The organism is Candidatus Binataceae bacterium (genome assembly GCA_035508495.1).
Lineage (GTDB): Bacteria > Desulfobacterota > Binatia > Binatales > Binataceae > JASHPB01.
The window spans coordinates 16,791-33,630 of record DATJMX010000014.1 but is presented as its reverse complement, the minus strand read 5'-3'; the positions used below and the strand labels follow the sequence as shown (position 1 = coordinate 33,630).

Annotated in this window: 20 protein-coding genes; 2 read left to right on the top strand and 18 right to left on the bottom strand. The window is 61.8% G+C overall.

Annotated elements, in window-relative coordinates; translation table 11 throughout:
• The first annotated feature begins 3 nt into the window (after positions 1–3).
• Positions 4–267 carry a hypothetical protein gene (locus tag VMA09_04490; protein ID HUA32838.1) on the top strand — a complete coding sequence of 88 codons (264 nt, stop codon included), beginning with the start codon at positions 4–6 and terminating at the stop codon, positions 265–267.
• Between the two features lie 19 nt (positions 268–286).
• On the opposite strand, the gene VMA09_04485 is transcribed toward VMA09_04490, so the two are convergent.
• On the bottom strand, positions 287–991 hold the full coding sequence (locus VMA09_04485; protein ID HUA32837.1) for a TVP38/TMEM64 family protein: 705 nt from the start codon (positions 989–991) through the stop codon (positions 287–289).
• 117 nt (positions 992–1,108) lie between these two features.
• Between VMA09_04485 and VMA09_04480 the strand changes: the two genes are divergently transcribed.
• Positions 1,109–1,891: an SDR family NAD(P)-dependent oxidoreductase gene (locus VMA09_04480; protein HUA32836.1), complete on the top strand. Its 783-nt coding sequence runs from the start codon at positions 1,109–1,111 to the stop codon at positions 1,889–1,891.
• A gap of 10 nt (positions 1,892–1,901) precedes the next feature.
• Here VMA09_04480 and rapZ read toward each other — a convergent pair whose 3' ends face one another.
• The 17 genes from rapZ to VMA09_04395 form a co-directional block, all read right to left on the bottom strand.
• Positions 1,902–2,792 carry an RNase adapter RapZ gene (rapZ, locus tag VMA09_04475; protein HUA32835.1) on the bottom strand — a complete coding sequence of 297 codons (891 nt, stop codon included), beginning with the start codon at positions 2,790–2,792 and terminating at the stop codon, positions 1,902–1,904.
• 30 nt (positions 2,793–2,822) lie between these two features.
• Positions 2,823–3,284 carry a PTS sugar transporter subunit IIA gene (locus tag VMA09_04470; protein ID HUA32834.1) on the bottom strand — a complete coding sequence of 154 codons (462 nt, stop codon included), beginning with the start codon at positions 3,282–3,284 and terminating at the stop codon, positions 2,823–2,825.
• Positions 3,285–3,393: 109 nt separating this feature from the next.
• Positions 3,394–3,819: a ribosome-associated translation inhibitor RaiA gene (gene raiA, locus VMA09_04465; GenBank protein HUA32833.1), complete on the bottom strand. Its 426-nt coding sequence runs from the start codon at positions 3,817–3,819 to the stop codon at positions 3,394–3,396.
• Positions 3,820–3,845: 26 nt separating this feature from the next.
• Positions 3,846–5,420, bottom strand: coding sequence for an RNA polymerase factor sigma-54 (gene rpoN, locus VMA09_04460; protein HUA32832.1), 1,575 nt, complete (start codon positions 5,418–5,420; stop codon positions 3,846–3,848).
• Between the two features lie 15 nt (positions 5,421–5,435).
• Positions 5,436–6,779: an LptA/OstA family protein gene (locus VMA09_04455; GenBank protein HUA32831.1), complete on the bottom strand. Its 1,344-nt coding sequence runs from the start codon at positions 6,777–6,779 to the stop codon at positions 5,436–5,438.
• Positions 6,757–7,311 carry an LPS export ABC transporter periplasmic protein LptC gene (gene lptC / locus VMA09_04450; GenBank protein HUA32830.1) on the bottom strand — a complete coding sequence of 185 codons (555 nt, stop codon included), beginning with the start codon at positions 7,309–7,311 and terminating at the stop codon, positions 6,757–6,759. Before lptC ends, VMA09_04455 begins: the two co-directional genes overlap by 23 nt.
• A 173-nt stretch (positions 7,312–7,484) precedes the next feature.
• On the bottom strand, positions 7,485–8,327 hold the full coding sequence (gene kdsA, locus VMA09_04445) for a 3-deoxy-8-phosphooctulonate synthase (protein HUA32829.1): 843 nt from the start codon (positions 8,325–8,327) through the stop codon (positions 7,485–7,487).
• Positions 8,324–9,979, bottom strand: coding sequence for a CTP synthase (locus tag VMA09_04440; protein HUA32828.1), 1,656 nt, complete (start codon positions 9,977–9,979; stop codon positions 8,324–8,326). The genes kdsA and VMA09_04440 overlap by 4 nt, the downstream gene beginning before the upstream one ends.
• Before the next feature lie 17 nt (positions 9,980–9,996).
• Positions 9,997–10,803 carry a 3-deoxy-manno-octulosonate cytidylyltransferase gene (kdsB, locus tag VMA09_04435; GenBank protein HUA32827.1) on the bottom strand — a complete coding sequence of 269 codons (807 nt, stop codon included), beginning with the start codon at positions 10,801–10,803 and terminating at the stop codon, positions 9,997–9,999.
• Positions 10,804–10,977: 174 nt separating this feature from the next.
• A complete protein-coding gene (locus tag VMA09_04430; GenBank protein ID HUA32826.1) occupies positions 10,978–11,538 on the bottom strand; it encodes a putative glycolipid-binding domain-containing protein in 561 nt (186 codons plus the stop codon).
• 555 nt (positions 11,539–12,093) lie between these two features.
• The gene (locus VMA09_04425; protein HUA32825.1) at positions 12,094–12,219 is read right to left on the bottom strand and encodes a hypothetical protein; all 126 of its coding nucleotides are present in this window, start codon (positions 12,217–12,219) and stop codon (positions 12,094–12,096) included.
• Complete coding sequence (locus VMA09_04420; protein HUA32824.1) at positions 12,216–13,490, bottom strand: D-alanyl-D-alanine carboxypeptidase family protein; 1,275 nt, start codon at positions 13,488–13,490, stop codon at positions 12,216–12,218. The genes VMA09_04425 and VMA09_04420 overlap by 4 nt, the downstream gene beginning before the upstream one ends.
• A gap of 23 nt (positions 13,491–13,513) precedes the next feature.
• Complete coding sequence (locus VMA09_04415) at positions 13,514–14,158, bottom strand: tetratricopeptide repeat protein (GenBank protein HUA32823.1); 645 nt, start codon at positions 14,156–14,158, stop codon at positions 13,514–13,516.
• A 259-nt stretch (positions 14,159–14,417) separates the two neighbouring features.
• Positions 14,418–14,669 (bottom strand): hypothetical protein, encoded by a 252-nt coding sequence (locus VMA09_04410; GenBank protein ID HUA32822.1) that lies wholly within the window; start codon positions 14,667–14,669, stop codon positions 14,418–14,420.
• Positions 14,670–14,866: 197 nt separating this feature from the next.
• Positions 14,867–15,595, bottom strand: a complete 729-nt coding sequence (locus VMA09_04405; protein ID HUA32821.1) for a glycosyltransferase family 2 protein — start codon at positions 15,593–15,595, stop codon at positions 14,867–14,869.
• Between the two features lie 75 nt (positions 15,596–15,670).
• Positions 15,671–16,147 carry a flavin reductase family protein gene (locus tag VMA09_04400; GenBank protein HUA32820.1) on the bottom strand — a complete coding sequence of 159 codons (477 nt, stop codon included), beginning with the start codon at positions 16,145–16,147 and terminating at the stop codon, positions 15,671–15,673.
• 73 nt (positions 16,148–16,220) lie between these two features.
• Positions 16,221–16,748, bottom strand: coding sequence for a flavin reductase family protein (locus VMA09_04395; GenBank protein HUA32819.1), 528 nt, complete (start codon positions 16,746–16,748; stop codon positions 16,221–16,223).
• Positions 16,749–16,840 lie beyond the last annotated feature (92 nt).

Sequence of the window (16,840 nt, the reverse complement as noted above, 5' to 3'; positions counted from 1 at the left end):
AGCGTGATCAGAAACCGCGGCACGATCCACGATCGCGCCGCGGTTTTTCTGAAAAATATAGTAGGTTGGGTGTCCCTGCCCGCCATTGATTGCGCTGAGTTTTCGCCGCGCCAGCTTTGTCACAACATCGAAGGCACGCAGCGCGCCGGTTCAATGGCGGCAGATACGCGCGCACCACTGCTTTTTCAATCAATGAAAAGAAAAGGAGCGTCATCCCTCGACGTTGCTCGGATGACGGAACCAAAAGCGGCACTGGATAAGAATTGAATGACAGCCGTATCCACGCTCAGCCGTCCAGCTTGACCTTTGAGTAACGGCGGTAGAGTTCGCCGCAGCCTACGGAGAAAGCGATCAGGAGCAGGGCGAGGAAGAACTTCGGCGACATCGGATGCCACAGCGCGTCGCCGAGGAAGGCGAACAGGATCGTGCCCGGGATCATGCCGATCATGCTGGCCCAGAAATAGTCATGGAATGTGATCGGCGACGCGCCCGCGAGCAGGTTCAGCGCATTATATGGAATCACCGGCACCATGCGCAGGTAGAGGATAATGGGAAAGCCGTTGCGCGCGATTCGCTTGAGCATCGACTCGAAGCGCTCGCCCACGATGCTCTGGACGAACGATCTGCCGAGGAATCGCCCCGCGCCGAACGCGACGATCGCGCCCACATCGGCGCCGATCAGCGAGTACACCGAGCCCCAGGTCGTGCCGAAAGCGAGCCCGCCGGCGATCGTCATCACTGCTCCAGGCACGAGGAACGACGGCCCGACGGCGTAGAGCAGCATGTATACCAGCGGGCCCCATGCGCCCCACTGCACGACCTCGGTTTTGACCAGCGCCGGATTCTCGAACCATTCGGCATGCTTCATCAGCAGCCAAATCGAGCCGCCGACCAAAACCACGATGATCGCAATCTTGATGTAATTGACGACGGGCGAGTTGCCGCGCTTGGGCGCGCGCCTGGGTTTACCGATGGGAGTTACGGCGGCCATTTAGAACGAATCATGATAGGTGCGCTTGATAGATTGAGACAAGCTCACCGTCAGCGATTGTCGGCGCGCATCGATGGCACTACAGTCGGCAGTTATCCGGGCTCAAGAGGAATGGACATGAACGAACTGGCGAACAAAATCGCGATTATTACTGGCGGTGGCTACGGAATCGGCAAGCAGATCGCGCTCATCTACGGCAAGGCGGGCGCGAGCGTCGTCCTCGCCGCGCGCTCCGTCGATAAGATGAAGGAGACGGCGGCCGAGGTCGAGAAGGCCGGTGGCAAGGCGATTTGGGTCGCGTGCGACGTTTCCAAGGAAGCCGACTGCCAGAAGATGGCCGACGAAACCGTCAAAGCGTTCGGTCGCATCGACATCCTGGTCAACAATGCCGGCATCTCCGGCCCGACCAAGCGCATCACGGAAATGTCGCTGGCGGAGTGGCAGGAGACGATCGATATCGACCTCACCGGCACGTGGCTCGCGACGCGCGCCGTGCTGCCCGTGATGGACAAGCAGCGCGGCGGCAATATTCTCAATATCTCTTCGGGCGCGGGACGGCGCGGCTATCCGATGCGCTCGCCGTATGCGGCGGCGAAGTGGGCGATGATCGGGCTTACGCAAACGGTCGCGGCTGAATGGGGCGCGCGCGGCATCCGATGCAACTGCATCTGCCCGGGCGCGATCGAAGGCGAACGTATCGAGCGCGTGATGCGTGCCCGCGCCGACGCGCTCAAGCAACCCTACGAGCAGGTGCGCGCTGGATTTCTCTCGACCACCGCGCTGCAACGGATGGCGACCGAGGACGAAGTCGCGCGCGTCGCGCTCTTCCTCGTATCGCCGCTCGCCGATGGAATGACGGGTCAGACGCTCAATGTCGATTGCGGCAGTATCATGACCTGATCGACGCGCGTCACTTTGCGATGTCGTGGTCGCGAACGATCACTTCGAGTCCGGCGCGCTGAAGCTTTTCGGCCATCTCGTGGGCGAGCACCGGCGAGCGATGCCGTCCGCCAGTGCATCCCAAGCCGATTGTGAGATAGCTCTTACCCTCGCGACGGTAGAGCGGGATCAGGAAGTCGAGCATCCTTGAGAGCTCTTCGATAAAACGTCCGGTCTCCGGCTGCTTCATCACATAATCGCGCACAGCGTCGTCAACGCCGGTGAGCGCGCGCAGCTCCGGTACGAAGAACGGATTCGGGATGAAACGCACGTCGAGCACGAGGTCCATCCCAACCGGCATCCCGTATTTGTAGCCGAACGAGAGGAGCGAGATCGTCATCGAGTTGCCGGTCGCGGTACCGAGCACCGCCGCAGTCACGACTTCGCGCAGCTCGTGCACGGTGAGCGTCGAGGTATCGATTACGCGGTTGGCGCGCTCGCGAATCTCGGCCAGCTTGAGCCGCTCGCGCCGGATACTTTCGGCGACGGTCTCGCCGCTTTCGGCCATCGGATGCGGCCGGCGAGTCTCGGAGTAGCGGCGCGCCACCACCTCGTCGGAGGCGTCGAGGAAAATTACTTCGGGGTGGATGCCGGCTTTCTCCAGCTCGGCGAAGAATCGCGGCCATTCGGGAAAGAATAATCTTTCGCGCGAGTCGATTCCGAGCGCGATTTTCTTCAGTTCCGTATCACCATGTGCCGCGAGGTCGACGACACTTGGCGCGAGCGCGACCGGCAGATTGTCAACGCAGTAAAAGCCGAGATCCTCGAGCACGTGCATCGCCGTGCCGCGCCCGGACCCTGATAAGCCGGTAACGATTACGAGGCGAGTCTGCGATTGCGCGCTGGGCTCCGACAAGTTCATCTAACTTGCGCCGACGGCATCGGCAGCAGCTTAGTACTTGGCGTCTTCGTCCTTGATGAGACGGAACAAATCGTCTTCGGCCGCGGCGCTGAGCAGCTTGTCGCGGAAGCCGTTGTCCTTGAGCAGCCGCGAGACGCGAGCAAGCGCCTTCAGATGCAGGCTCGCGGAGTCCTCGGGCGCCACCAGCACGAAGAACAGCTGGGAAGGGTTGCCGTCGAGTGACTCGAAGTCGACGCCCTCGCGATGACGGCCGAAAGCGCCGATGATGCGCGTCACGCCGCGCAGCTTGCCGTGCGGTATCGCGATGCCATCGCCAATTGCGGTCGAGCCCAAACGCTCGCGCTCGCCGAGCACGGCGGTCAAATCGTCGAGCCGGATTTCAGGGTGCTTTGATGCCAGCGCCTTTGCGAGTTCCTGGAGCACCTCGGCTTTGGTGGAAGCTTCGAGATTGGGCAGGATCAGGTCGCGGCTCAGGATGTCAGTAATCTTCATCGTAAAGTCCCGCGCAATGGTAACGCACTAACGCAGGTAGCTGCCAGCGACGAATCGCGTTTTGCTGAGGCAAACTGGCCCGCGCCATTCGCGCCGTGCAATGCGCGCTCTATTGCTCCTCGGCGGCCGTCGCGACCTCTCCGGTGGAGAGTGCGCGCGTATGGCGCGTGTTGCGTTTGCCGATGGTCTTCTTCAATTGGCGGCTGACCTTGTCGGTGAGCAAATCGATCACCGAATAAAGGTCCTTGGTTTCCTCTTCGGCGGTGACCGACAGGCGGCCGGATTTCAGCGTCACCTCGCCGTGTTGCCGATACTTATCGACGGTGAGAATGACGTGGACCTCGCATGGCCGCTTGAGCAGCTTGCTGACGTGCGCCAGCTTGCGCTCGGCGTAGAGGCGGATCGCGTCGGTCGGTTCGACGTGACGAAATGTCACCGTGACCACGGTCTGCGCGGTGCCGGCTTTGCGCACGGTTGCTTTGGCCGAGCGCGCCGCCTTGCGAGTCGCCTTACCCTTTGCCGCCTTATAACTCATTTTCATTCGCCTTTCGGCCGGCCTGATTATCCGACCTGCTTGCGATTGGCTGACGGCAGAATGCCCATGGCCTGCCGGTACTTGGCGACGGTGCGGCGCGCGATATTGATCTGCTTGGCGCGCAGCATCTCGGCGATCGCCTGGTCCGACAGCGGATTGTTGGGCGCCTCGGCTTCCACGAGGACGCGGATTTTTTCTTTGACGGTTTCGGCGCTGACGTCTTCGCCCGTCGAGGCTTTCACGCCCGAGGTGAAGAAGAACTTCAGCTCGTAGATACCTTGCGGCGTATGCGCGTACTTGTTGGCGGTCGCGCGGCTGATGGTCGATTCGTGCATGCCGATGTCCTCGGCAACATCCTTGAGCACGAGCGGCTTCAACTGGCTGATACCGTGATCGAAGAACGCGCGCTGGAACTTCACGATCGAGTTGGCGACTTTGAAGATCGTCTGCTGACGTTGGTAGATGGACTTCACCAGCCATCGCGCCGAACGCAGCCGCTCTTGCAGATACTCGCGGGTCTCGGCCGCAACGCTCGCGTCGTTGAGCACGCGCTGGTAGTAACCCGCGAGCCTGAGCCGCGGCACCGCCTCGCGATTCAGCGTGACGACGTAATCCTCGCCGACCTTGCTGATGTAGACGTCGGGCACGACGTAGGTCGGCTCTTCGCCGCCGTAATCGCGGCCCGGCTTGGGCTCCAACTCGGCGATGATCCTCGCCGCCTGGCCGACCACCTCGATCGTGACGCCCAGATGCTTGGCGATTTCGCCAAAGCGATGCTTCTCGAGCAGATCGAGATGGTCGCGGACGATTCGCGCCGCGAGCGATTCTTCCATCCCGAGATTGGTGAGCTGAATCAGCAGGCATTCGCGTAGATCGCGCGCGGCGGCGCCGGGCGGATCGAAGCGCTGGATTCGCTTGAGCACACGCTCGAGGCGATCGGCCGGAACTTCGAGCTGCGCTGCCAGTTCGTCGAGCGGAGTTTCGAGATAACCGTCGTCGTTGAGGTTGTAGATCATCGCCGCGCCCAGACGCTGGTCTTCCGCGTCGAGGCTCGACATCCGAAGCTGCCACATCAGGTGGTCTTCGATGCTGGAGCGGCGAATCGAGGTGTTCTCGAGCGCGCTGCGATGGTCGTCCTCGTTGTCGGGCGAAGACGGCACACTCTCCTGCCAATTGTTCGAATAGGTCTCGAGATACTCGCGCCAGTCGATCTGATCGAGCGTCTGGTTTTCCTTGATTTCGAGCGCCGCGTCGCGGCTCTCGCCCGGTGCGCTCTCAGGCAGCGGCTGCTCGCGGGAGGCTGTCTCCCATTCTTCGGGGGTATCGCCCTCCGGCGCGGCGAGACCGTCGGCTTCGGCGGGCAGCGGCTCGCCATCACCTTCCGGCAGCGGAGCGTCGGGATCCGGCATCTCGCCTTCGGCTGCGGCCTCGGCGGGACTGCGATCGAGCGGCTCGAGCATCGGATTCTGCTCGAGTTCGGTTTGAACGATCGATTCGAGTTCAGGCAAGGACAACTGCAGGATCTTGATCGCCTGCTGGAGCTGCGGCGTCATCACGAGCTGCTGACGCAGCCGCAGGTCCTGCCCGAGTTTTACTTCCATTGCCATGCGAAAACTTCAGTGGGAGGAGTTCGACTCGCTCGACCCGCTCCCGTCTGTATCCTTGCTCTTGGGAAATAATACCGCACGCGCATTCTCGACGATGAACTCCTGCGTCTTCATGTGCACGATGATGCGGCTGCCAGTGATCTGATCCTGATCGCCGTCATGAACCACGGGACTGCCCGTCAGCGTAACAGTTTGCGCAGACTGGTCGAGGACGGCGTGATTGCCAGTGGCCCATCGATTGCCCTGGCTGATGCGCACGTTGCCGTCGGCGTACGCGCTTTTGATTTCTTTCATATTGTCATTGTACAGCACGCGCAGCTTGTCCGAGGTCATCATGCCGTTGGGCTGCGACACGCGTACGTGACCGGTAAAGACCGCGGTCTTTTTCGGATAGTCGAAAGAAAGTGACTCGGAGTCGATTTTGGTCGGCCCCTTGTTTGAGGACATGCCGATACCGCCGAAGGGGCCCTGGTCGTTGTCTTCCTTGCTCGCGACCTGGTCGCTCTTGCCGCTGCTGGCTTCGATCGCTGGAGCCGGTTCCGGCGCAGGCGCTATCGCCGGCGCGGCCATCTCCGTTTGCGGCGCTGCAGCAGGTTCAAGCGGAGCAGAAGGCATCGGCGGCGAAACGGCAGCGGGAGCATAAACCTCCGCGACTGACGGCGCCGCTTCGGGCGCACTTGCGAGCGACGGCGCGGGCGCAGGCGCCGCCGCCATCGGAGCCACGGGCGGCGGCTCGTTCGATACTGAAGCCGATGACGCAGGCTCAACGGGTGGCGCAGATGCGATCGAAGGGGCAGGCTCCGGTTCCGCTGCGACAGAAGGCGCGGGCGCTATAGCAGGCGGCGGAGGCGCAGCCGCCACAGAGGGAGCCGGCTCAGGCATCTCGGCGCGCGGCGCGAGACTCGCGTCGGGCGGCGGCGCGCCGGGAAACGAAGCGGGTGCGCTGGCCGTAACTGGAGGCATCGCGGCGGGAGGCGGCGCAACTTCGGCCTGCGCGGGAGGCGCGGAAGCAGGTGCGGGAGCTTCAGCCTCCGGCGCTGGGGCAGATGGTGGCGGAGAGTTGTCCGACGGTCCAACGCCAGCATCGGTCGGTTTCGATTGCGGTCCGCCCGGCACTCCGCCAGTCACACGGATCGAATCGCCCGTGAGATCGTCATCATCAGCCGCCAGCTGAATCGGCGCATTCGAAGATGCGATCGAAGGCGCTTCCGGCGACGACGAGCTTCGCGCAAATACCGCCGGCGTCACGCATAGCGCGGAGAAAATCGCGGCCAGCGCCGCGATCCGCGCGCCCTGTCCAATTCGCGGCGCGTCACTGGGTCCGCGGCCGTTAACTCTTTTTCGGTTTTGCACTGGACTGCTTCGGCGTGATCTCGGTGGTTACCTGCTGATGAAGTTCGAAAACGCGGGTCTTCGGATTTCCCGTCATTCCGACTCCGGTGACTTTCATTCCTTCACCTTCGACGGTGACCAGACCGGGAGCTTCAACCTCATTTTGATCGGGCATGAAGTCGGCACTGTCGGTCGTCATCACGAAGTTGCCGTAGTCGATCACGGCGCCGCCGCTGAGCGTCGCGCGCTTGACGTGATTGCCGTCGAGCACGAGCACGGCACGGGGCGCGGCGACTGAAACTTTCTTGCCATCGTCGGAAGTCATCGAAAGCTTGGGATCGGTCAGAATCAGCGACGTTCTATCCGATGAATAACTGGCGTCGCTCGCCGACAGCACCCACTGCCGTTCGCCCGCTTTCATCTGTGTCCAATGGAAATTGTGCGCGTGAAGGAGTGACCCCGGCACCATCCCGGCGGCAGTCTGGAGCATCTGTACAGGGGTGCGATGACGAACGACCCAGACCGTGACGGCCAGAAGCACAATCAATGCCACAGCGCCGAATGAAGCCAGCGCTTTAGCGATCCGTCTCGGACTCATCTAACACCCAACCCGTTCTTTAAAGGGTATCAACCGAGGTTTTCCAAGTAAACCAAGGCTCGGACAACGCCCGACTTTGCGGCGAAAATAAGACGAGGCGAAGGCTTGCTAATGGCGCGGCACCTCGTTCAATTTCGCGCGCCAATTGTGTTGGCGACCTCGTGGATTCGCTTCAGACCGTCGATAAGGGCGGGCACCTGGGCGAGCGGAATATTGTTGGGGCCGTCGCTCAGGGCGCGATCGGGATCCTCGTGGACTTCCATGAAGATTCCGTCCACACCGGTCGCGACTGCGGCGCGCGCGAGCGGCGGTGCGAACTCGCGCTGGCCGCCGGAACTTACGCCGCCCTCACCTGCGCCCGGGAGCTGCACCGAATGCGTCGCATCGAAGATCACCGGGTAGCCGAGCCGCCGCATGATCACGAGCGAGCGCATGTCCGACACCAGGTTGTTGTAACCGAACGACGCGCCGCGCTCGGTGAGCATGATCTTGTGATTCCCGGTGCTTTCGATTTTCGCGATCGCGGGGCGCATATCCCCCGGCGCGAGGAATTGCCCCTTCTTGATGTTGACGATGCGGCCAGTCTGCGCGGCCGCGATCACGAGATCAGTCTGGCGCGAGAGGAAAGCGGGCACCTGGAGGATATCGACGACCTCCGCCGCGGGTGCGCATTGTGCCGGCTCGTGGATATCGGTCAGCACGGCGAGACCCGTCTCGCGCCTCACTCGTGCGAGGATCTCGAGCCCCGCGTCGAGGCCGGGACCGCGATACGACTTCAGGCTCGTGCGGTTCGCCTTATCAAAAGATGACTTGAAGACAAGCGCAACGCCGGCTTTGCGCGCGATCTCGGCCAGGCGCGCGGCGTGGCGAAGGCACGACTCTTCGCTTTCGATCACGCATGGTCCGGCAATGAATGCGAGCGCGGTGCCGCCGAAAACGGCGTCGCCCGCTTTTATCTCGGCGACGCTCACTGCGCGAGTCGCAGCTCCCGCACCTTCGTATGCCGCGGCGCGACCTGCGTGCGGCGCTGGACCGCGGCGCGAATCAAGCCGCGAAACAGAGGATGACAATCGAGAGGCCGCGACTTCAGCTCCGGGTGAAACTGGCATCCGATGAACCACGGATGTCCCTTCAGCTCCATGATCTCCACCAGCGAGTCGTCGGGCGAGACGCCGGTCGCGATGAGTCCGACCTTTTCGAGGCGCGTGCGGTATGCGTTGTTCACTTCGTAGCGATGCCGGTGACGCTCGGAAATCTTCGCACGCCGATAGACGGAGTTGGTCAGCGTGCCCGGCTTGATCGTGCACGGATACGCCCCAAGGCGCATCGTGCCGCCGAGCTTCGCGACTTCCTTCTGCGACTCCATGATATCGATGACGAGGTCGGGCGAGCTGGGATCGATCTCGCGCGAATGAGCGCGCTTGAGGCCGAGCAGATTGCGCGCCGCCTCGATCACCATCATATGCAGGCCGAAGCAGATGCCGAGGATCGGCACGCTGTTCTCGCGCGCGTAGCGGACCGCGCGAATCTTGCCCTCGGTGCCGCGCTCGCCGAAGCCGCCGGGGACGATGATCGCGTGGGCGTCCTTCAGGCGCTCGTTGACATCCTGTTTCTCGAGCTCTTCGGAATCGACGTAGTCGATGGTGACCTTGGCCTCGTTGGCAACCCCGCCGTGCGAGATTGCCTCGTGCAGGCTCTTGTATGAATCGACCAGGTTGACGTACTTGCCGACGACCGCGATGTTAACATTCAGTTTAGGATTCTGCGCGGTCTTGACGATCCGCCGCCATTTGCTGAGATTCGGCGCGCCCGTCCAGATATTGAGCTTTTCGCATACGCGCTGATCGAAGCCTTCTTCGTGATAGCGCTGCGGCACTTCGTAAATGTCGGGAACGTCGCAAGCCGAGACGACGCTGTTTTCTTCCACGTTGCAGAAGTGCGCGACCTTGGCCTTGAGCTTTTTTTCAAGCGGCCGATCGCATCGGCAGAGCAGGATATCGGGCTGGATCCCGAGGCCGGTCAGTTCCTTGACGCTATGCTGCGTCGGCTTGGTCTTGAGCTCGCCTGCCGACGCGATAAACGGGACGAGGGTCAGGTGAACGTAGATGACGTTTTCGCGGCCGAGGTCCCATCGGAATTCGCGCGCCGCTTCGAGGAAGGGCAGGCTCTCGATATCGCCGACCGTGCCGCCGATCTCGACGATACAAAGGTCGCTGCCTTCGGCCGCGTCGAGGATGCGCCGCTTGATCTCGTCGGTGATATGCGGAATCACTTGCACGGTCGCGCCGAGATAGTCGCCGCGCCGCTCGCGCTGAATGACGGTGTCGTAGATCTGGCCGGTCGTGCAGTTGTTGCGGCGGCCCATCGTGGTCTGCACGAAGCGCTCGTAGTGGCCGAGATCGAGGTCGGTTTCGGCGCCGTCGTCGGTGACGAAGACTTCGCCGTGCTGCGTCGGGCTCATCGTGCCGGGATCGACGTTGATGTATGGATCCATCTTGAGCATCGTGACCTTGAGGCCGCGCGCTTCAAGCAGTGCGCCTAGCGACGCTGCTGCGAGGCCCTTGCCGAGCGAAGACACCACGCCGCCGGTCACGAATATGAACTTGGTCTTTGCGCGCTCCATCTTTATTCCCTCCCCCGTCACCGAGTTGATTCCTCCGCTGCGTCACGCGCCCGCTTCAGATCCTCCGCCGTGTCCACCTCGAGCGAAGGTGCGACCGACGCCACCACCCTTATTCTAAAGCCATGCTCGAGCGCGCGAAGCTGCTCGAGCTTTTCAATTTGTTCCAGCACGCCCTGGCTGAGCGTCGAAAACCGCAGGAGGAAGTCGCGCCGGTATGCGTAAACGCCGATATGGCGCAGCGCCACCTCGGGGATTCCGCCCTCGCGCGCGAACGGGATCGGGCTACGCGAAAAGTATAGCGCGTCTCCCGTCGACGAGCACACGACCTTGACGACATTTGGATTCTGCCACTCGTGCTCGTCGACAATCGGCGTCGCGATCGTCGCCATCGCCAGCGTTTGGTCGGCGCGCATCGGCGCCGCGAGCGCGTCGAGATCGGCAGGCTCGATGAACGGCAGATCGCCCTGGACGTTTATGTAGATGTCGGCGGGAACTTTACGCGCGACCTCGGCAATACGATCGGTGCCGCTCGGATGGTCGGGCGAGGTCATGATCGCCTCGCCACCCGCGGCACGGACGGGAGCTGCGATTCGCTCATCATCGGTGGCAACGACGACGCGCGACAGCGAACGCGAGCGCGACGCCTGCCGCCATACCCGCACCACCATCGGCACCCCCGCGATCTCTGCCAGTGCTTTGGCTGGCAGGCGCGACGAGCCATAGCGCGCCGGGATGACGGCGATCACCGAAGGGTCGGCCAGAGCGATTCTCCTGATGTGAGGATGAACGATCCGAGGTGCACATTCATTGGTAACTGGCGGCATGGTCGGTTGTCAATTTGAAGGCCAGAAGTTTGCGCACAGGTGAATCGGAAGAAGGAAAAAGATCACCACGAAGGCACTAAGGAAAGGACACCAAGGGCACGAAGGGAAGTTTGGATTAGAGAACAGTTGAACCGATCAGTTGAAAATGATCCGGTTCCTTGAAGAAAAAACTGTTTAGCTGACTCGGCGGAAGAGGTCGGGATATTTGACGACGAGGCCGGCACTGTCGATCTCGATTTTGCGGGTGAAGTCGCTGTCGACTGAGTCGTATCGGTAGTGAGTCGCGTCGAGGCGCGTGTAGCGCTGACGATCGGTTATGACTGTGAGCGCTGGCACTTGAATGTAGACCGCGAGGATTTCCTGCGCGTCGCCGGTGTTCATCTTGAGCCTGCGAATCGGCAGCGTGTTCGTAAATGGAGTCGCGGAAATATCGATGTCGATCGCGCCGGCGAGCTTTGGCAACGCTCGGCCTGATTGGCCTGACCAGTGCCCGCGCCCATCGCTCCTGAGTTTGAGCGAGCGGCCGCCGATGAGGTCGGCGTCGAGCTCGCGGACTCTCCACCAGCGATCCGCGACGATGCGATAGCGCAGCGCGAACGGTTTTGCTTCGGCGGTGCCGATAACGACCGACTCCGCCACGATTCGATTGGCAGATTGGGTGAGCACCGAATGCTCGAGACCCTTGCCGCTCCAGTCTTTCCAGCGGGCGATCGTCGCGCTTGCTATGATCGGCATCGTCGAACTCCCCTTGCTCCAACGCGAGGAGCGATATCATAGCGGAGTGCGGAAAGAAAAAGATCACCACGAAGGCACCAAGGGCACGAAGGGAAAGTTTAAATCGATGCGATTGCTCTAGCGATCGCGAATTTTCGCTGGATCGTTCTGCCCGCCATGCAAGCGCGGTTCCGGCAACGGTGCCGCACCTTGATTGCGTTTCCTGCTACTCGCGCGATCTCGTATAGCCTCGCCCGCGGCTGCCGCCGCAGGCGGAAGGCGCAAACGGGGAGAGGCCGCGGAGCGATTCGCGAGCGAATCACTCCGCGGGTGAGGGTGCTGCGGCGTGAGCAGGCAGAAGCCTCGGCGACTAACATTCTGCCGAGCTTCCGGCGGTGCACCCTTACCTGCGCGTCACGGCGCGAGCGAAAGAGAATCGCAAGCGCCGCGCCGCGCGACCGCTCCGGCTTTGCGGGCGAGGTGATTCCCGAATTTGCCGACGAACGTAATTCGACTAAAACGCAGAAGGCACCGGCCATTTGCCAGTGCCTTCGCGATTCTTGCGCGGCTGCGCGCTTACTTGCCGCGGATGCGGGTGCGGCGCATCTTGCGCTTGCGCGACTTGGCCTGCACGGGATCGGTGCGCCGCTTGCGGGCGAGCTTCGAGTTGCGGCGGTTGCGTTGACGGGAAGCGATCTTCATTGGTTCACCTGTGAATGATTGTATTGTTGCGGCGGCGCCGTCGCTCCGTAGGCTTCGCTTGCGCCGAGTTGCTCAGACGGCGCGCCCATGTCTATCGGGCTTATCGCGGTGACCTCGGTTAGCACGCCGGTGCCATCATGCACGACAACCCGGCCGAGCGGTTCTCCCGATCGGACCGGTCCGCTGATCGTCGGCGGCACATCGTACACGACCTTGACGTCCGATACATCCGTCTTGGGCAGCACGACTTTCACGTCGCGCGCCGCGATCGGTGTGATGGTTTCGCCCGTTTGCGCCCGCACTACTACCGGCAGCGGCTCGCCCGAGCGCAGCAGAGCAACCGCCGTATAGCGATCGAAGCCCCATTGCATGAGCTTGCCGGCTTGCGCAAAGCGCTGCTGATTCGACGGCGCACCCAGAATAACGGCGACCAGGCGCATATCGCCGCGCTTGGCCGTCGTGGTGACGTTGAAGCCGGCCATAAAAGTGAAGCCCGTCTTCAACCCGTCGCATCCTTCAAAGTGCCCAATCAGATGATTGGTGTTGTTGAGGATGCATACGCCGTTGTCGAACTCGACGTGCTCCTGGCTTGACCATTGGAGCAGGTTGGTTTCGCGAATGATCGCGCGCGCGACCGTCGCGAGGTCATAAGCGTCGGTGCGATCGACGTCGTGCGTCGGGCGCGGCGGGAGGCCATCGACGGTCTGATACTCTGTATGCGTCATGCCGAGCGAGCGCGCCCGCGCATTCATCATGCGGACCGTCACTTCGACGGAGCCGCCGATTTTCTCCGCGACTGCGACCGCGGCATCGTTCGCCGATTTGACCAGCGCCGCCTTCATCAGCTCACCGAGCGGATAGACGTCGCCTTCCTTGAGGCCGAGGCGCGAGCCACCGGTGTGCGCCGAGCGCTCGGATATCCTGACCGGATCGCTCATATGAACGCGGCCGGCGTTGACCTGCTCCGACGCGACCAGCAGGAGCATCATCTTGGCCATCGAGGCCGGCGGCCACTGCATGTCGGCGTTGTAGGCATAGAGCACGCGGCCGCTGTCAGCATCTTCAAGCAGCGCGCCCTTATACAGCGGGATCGCGGTATGCGAGGCGCCCGCCGCTGTCCCGTTCGAATGATGCATCGCGTGATGCCGATGCGAGGTTGCAGTCGCCATCGCCGGTGAGCCGAGCCCGAATCCGGCGGCGACGAAGATCGCGGTTACCCAGCGCGCAGTCCTGGCAGTTTTCCACACTTCCACATCCACCTTCCTGGCCATCTTCTGTTATCCCCCTCCCGTCCTCAGGGAGCGTGAGTAAAACCCGACGATTCCGCGCCGCCGTGCGAATCGCTGCGCTGGTACTGCTGCAGGATCGCGAGATTGGTGCGCGCGGGAGAGTAGTCGGGATTGGAGCTGACCAGTTCGGTCCACTCCTCGTTGGCTCTCATATATTTGCCCTCTTCGGCATAGATAGCGCCGAGAGTATTGCGGGCATCTGGTTGTTCAGGATCGATCTGCAGCGAGAGCAGATCCTCCTGCTCGGCTTGAGCGAGAAGGCCGAGCCGCTCATAGGCGAGAGCGAGATTGAAATGGGTCTCGGCGCGCTCGGGTCCAAGGAGAGTCGCCAGGCGCAAGACATCGCTCGCCTGACGGACCTGGCCGTTTTCGAGGTAGAGGAGGCCGAGGTTGAGGAACAGCTGCCAATCGTCGAGGCCCAGGTTGATCGCAGCCTGGTATTCGCTGAGTTCCTTGCCATGCTGTCCCATCTCGCCATAGGCGAAGCCGAGATGGTAGTGCGCGAGAGCATTGCCGGGTTCGCGGCGGATCACCGACTGATGGCGACGGATCGCCTCGTTGTAGTCTTCCATGCCGAGGAAATAATCGGCGAGCGGATCGCAAACCTGTTCATCGTGACCAACGCTCTGGGTGCTGGCGGCGACAGCCATCGGACGCTGCATAACGAGCGTCAAAAGGAGCACCAACAAACACAAAGTGCGAAGAATCGCCAACTCTGATCAATGCCCCCGCAAATCAAGGCATACGCGGAAACGCGCTAAATGCTAGCAGGAATCTGTGGATAAAAAAACGCGCGGCGTTTTGGTCGCCGCGCGCTCTTAAAGAAACAGGCGCCGTGCCGCGGATTGTCCGCAGCCAGCGCCGGAGGCAAGCCGCGGGCTCGCCCCCCGATCCTTTTCGGATCTAAGGTTAGTTACCGGTCGAAGGTGCAGCCGCCGGCGAGGCCATCGAACCGCCGCTCATATCGCCGCTGTCGCTCTTCTTCTTGTGATGGCGATGATGATGCTTGGTCGCTGCGGGCGATGCGTCGCCAGCAGGCGCAGCCATACTGGATTCGGCTGCCGGTGAACTTGCCGCCGCGCCACTGTCCTGAGCAAGGACGGGGGCCGCCAGGGCGCCGGCGAACAGGACGGCGGTTAGAACAGAGAGGGTGCGCTTCATACCTTTGAATCTCCTTGGACAGGCGGCCCGACATGGGTCGCAGTGTCGCGTATTGAATACTGCTATAGCTGTGCCACGCGTCGGCGGCAAGAATCCCTCGCAAATAAGCACCTTTTTACTGGCATCCGCTTGCTGCTTAGACCAATCCGTTAATCCTCGTATACCCTTTGGGCTGCTCGAACAAACATCGACTGCCGCTAACGATGCGCCAAAGCGCCCTCGGCCTTGAGCTCGCGATAGAGCTGGAACAACTCCTTGAAGGCGCGCATCACTACTTTCAGATTCGCGCCCGATTGCTCACCGGCAAGGCGCGGCAGATGGCTCACATCGGTCTCGGCGATCCGCACGCCCCGCCCGGTAAGCCGCGCCATCAGCTCGGTCGAGATCATCGCACCGTGGGCGCGTAGATCGATTTGCTCCAGGAAATCGCGCTTGAACAGCTTAAAGCCACAATCTATGTCGCTGATCGTGATTCCGAGCAGCAGACGCACCAGCGTCGTCCATGCTTTGCCGTTGACGCGCCGCATCAGCGGATCGGCGCGATGCGCCCGCCGGCCCGCCACGACATCGTTGTTATCCGCCAACGAAGCCAGCTTGCCGATATCCGCAGGATCGAACTGACCGTCGCCGTCAGCCAGCAGCACCCACGGCATCCGCGCCGCGCGAATACCGGAAATCACGGCGCCACCGTAGCCGCGATTCACCTCGTGATTCACGACCTTCACGTGCGGATCCTCGGCCGCGAGCCGCTCGGCGATCTCGCGGGTGCGATCGCGGCTGCCGTCGTTGACGACGATTACTTCGTAATCGTCGGCAAAGCGCGGCAGTTCTTTTATGAATCCGCGCACGACGCGCTCGACGTTGCCTTCTTCATTATGCGAGGGCAGGAAGACGCTTAGTCCGGGCAGGCGGGCAGACGTGCTCAATGGAGGTTAATCCGAATTTGTCGACGCAGATTTAAGCTGATTTCGCGGGGCGGATAAAGCTGCTTTTTAGGGCCCTCAGTCGCCGATCTCGCGATAGCCGCCGCGGAAGAAGAGCAGAGGCTTCACCTCGCGCGTCTCAGCCTGCTCGACCTCACCCAGGTAAACCGTATGGTCGCCGCCGTCGATCGTATTGGTGACGCGACATTCGATGTAAGCGAGCGCGCCTTCGAGAATCGGCGCGCTGTTGGCGCCGGCACGATACGCGACGCCCTGGAACTTTTCCCCGCCACTGACCGCGAAACGCCGTGAGATCGCCTCCTGGTCCGAGGCCAGGATATTCACGGTGAAGACCTTGCTCTCCTCGAAGCACGGATAGCTCTCGGCCTTCTTGTCGACGCAGATAAGGACCAACGGCGGAATGAGCGACACGGATGTGAAAGCATTGGCAGTCAGGCCGTGCAGCTCGCCCGAGGCGCGCAGCGTGGTGATCACGGTAACGCCGGTTGCGAAGTGTCCCATCACGCGGCGCAGTTCATTCTTTTCGATAGCCATCTCACAACTCCGAGTCGAATCGCGCGATGCTATCAGACGCTTTCCGAACCGGTCAAAAGGTCCCGCCGCGATCTTACTTGTCTTTTTCCTTATCCTCCTCATGATGGCGCGGGATTAGATCCTTGCCGCCGACGTAGACATACTCGAGGTCGAGCGAGGTAAGCGGATCGTCGCTCTGGCAGATTCTGGCCCCCTCTGGCGAAGCGATGAAGATAGTGTGATCTCCTGCCACGACACTCTTCACAACGCGTGCTTCGATCGAGACCATCGCGAGCTTGAGCCACGGCACGCCGAGCACCGGCGAAAGCTCGTATTCGGACTCGTCGAGGTTGTCGGGGCGGCGGGCGCGCGCCGAATAGAAGTAATCCTCGAGTTCCCGGCCGCGCTTTCCGACGACATTTAGACCGAGCATTTGGGTGCGGGTGATAATCCCGTGGCTGAAATGGCGATTATCTACGGCCGCCGAGAAAAGCGCCGGCTCGCCGGATACCTGCGTGACCCATGACGACGACATCCCGTGGGTACGACCCTCCTCGTTCACGGTCAGTACGTAGATTCCGGTCGTCAACGATGCGAACGCGCGGGCTAAATAAGGCTCCATAGCATCTACGCTCTCCAGAACATTTTAGATGATTCGAAAGGTGAAACGGGAGCGGTGACGATTGATCTTCGTCGTCAGCATTTTCAGAATAT

Excerpts from the sequence above, each read along its gene's own strand:
- VMA09_04485 (HUA32837.1), bottom strand. The coding sequence starts at position 991 with ATGGCCGCCGTAACTCCCATCGGTAAACCCAGGCGCGCGCCCAAGCGC.
- VMA09_04480 (HUA32836.1), top strand. The coding sequence starts at position 1,109 with ATGAACGAACTGGCGAACAAAATCGCGATTATTACTGGCGGTGGCTAC.
- rapZ (HUA32835.1), bottom strand. The coding sequence starts at position 2,792 with ATGAACTTGTCGGAGCCCAGCGCGCAATCGCAGACTCGCCTCGTAATC.
- VMA09_04470 (HUA32834.1), bottom strand. The coding sequence starts at position 3,284 with ATGAAGATTACTGACATCCTGAGCCGCGACCTGATCCTGCCCAATCTC.
- raiA (HUA32833.1), bottom strand. The coding sequence starts at position 3,819 with ATGAGTTATAAGGCGGCAAAGGGTAAGGCGACTCGCAAGGCGGCGCGC.
- rpoN (HUA32832.1), bottom strand. The coding sequence starts at position 5,420 with ATGGAAGTAAAACTCGGGCAGGACCTGCGGCTGCGTCAGCAGCTCGTG.
- VMA09_04440 (HUA32828.1), bottom strand. The coding sequence starts at position 9,979 with ATGGAGCGCGCAAAGACCAAGTTCATATTCGTGACCGGCGGCGTGGTG.
- kdsB (HUA32827.1), bottom strand. The coding sequence starts at position 10,803 with ATGCCGCCAGTTACCAATGAATGTGCACCTCGGATCGTTCATCCTCAC.
- VMA09_04430 (HUA32826.1), bottom strand. The coding sequence starts at position 11,538 with ATGCCGATCATAGCAAGCGCGACGATCGCCCGCTGGAAAGACTGGAGC.
- VMA09_04425 (HUA32825.1), bottom strand. The coding sequence starts at position 12,219 with ATGAAGATCGCTTCCCGTCAACGCAACCGCCGCAACTCGAAGCTCGCC.
- VMA09_04420 (HUA32824.1), bottom strand. The coding sequence starts at position 13,490 with ATGGCCAGGAAGGTGGATGTGGAAGTGTGGAAAACTGCCAGGACTGCG.
- VMA09_04415 (HUA32823.1), bottom strand. The coding sequence starts at position 14,158 with ATGGCTGTCGCCGCCAGCACCCAGAGCGTTGGTCACGATGAACAGGTT.
- VMA09_04410 (HUA32822.1), bottom strand. The coding sequence starts at position 14,669 with ATGAAGCGCACCCTCTCTGTTCTAACCGCCGTCCTGTTCGCCGGCGCC.
- VMA09_04400 (HUA32820.1), bottom strand. The coding sequence starts at position 16,147 with ATGGCTATCGAAAAGAATGAACTGCGCCGCGTGATGGGACACTTCGCA.
- VMA09_04395 (HUA32819.1), bottom strand. The coding sequence starts at position 16,748 with ATGGAGCCTTATTTAGCCCGCGCGTTCGCATCGTTGACGACCGGAATC.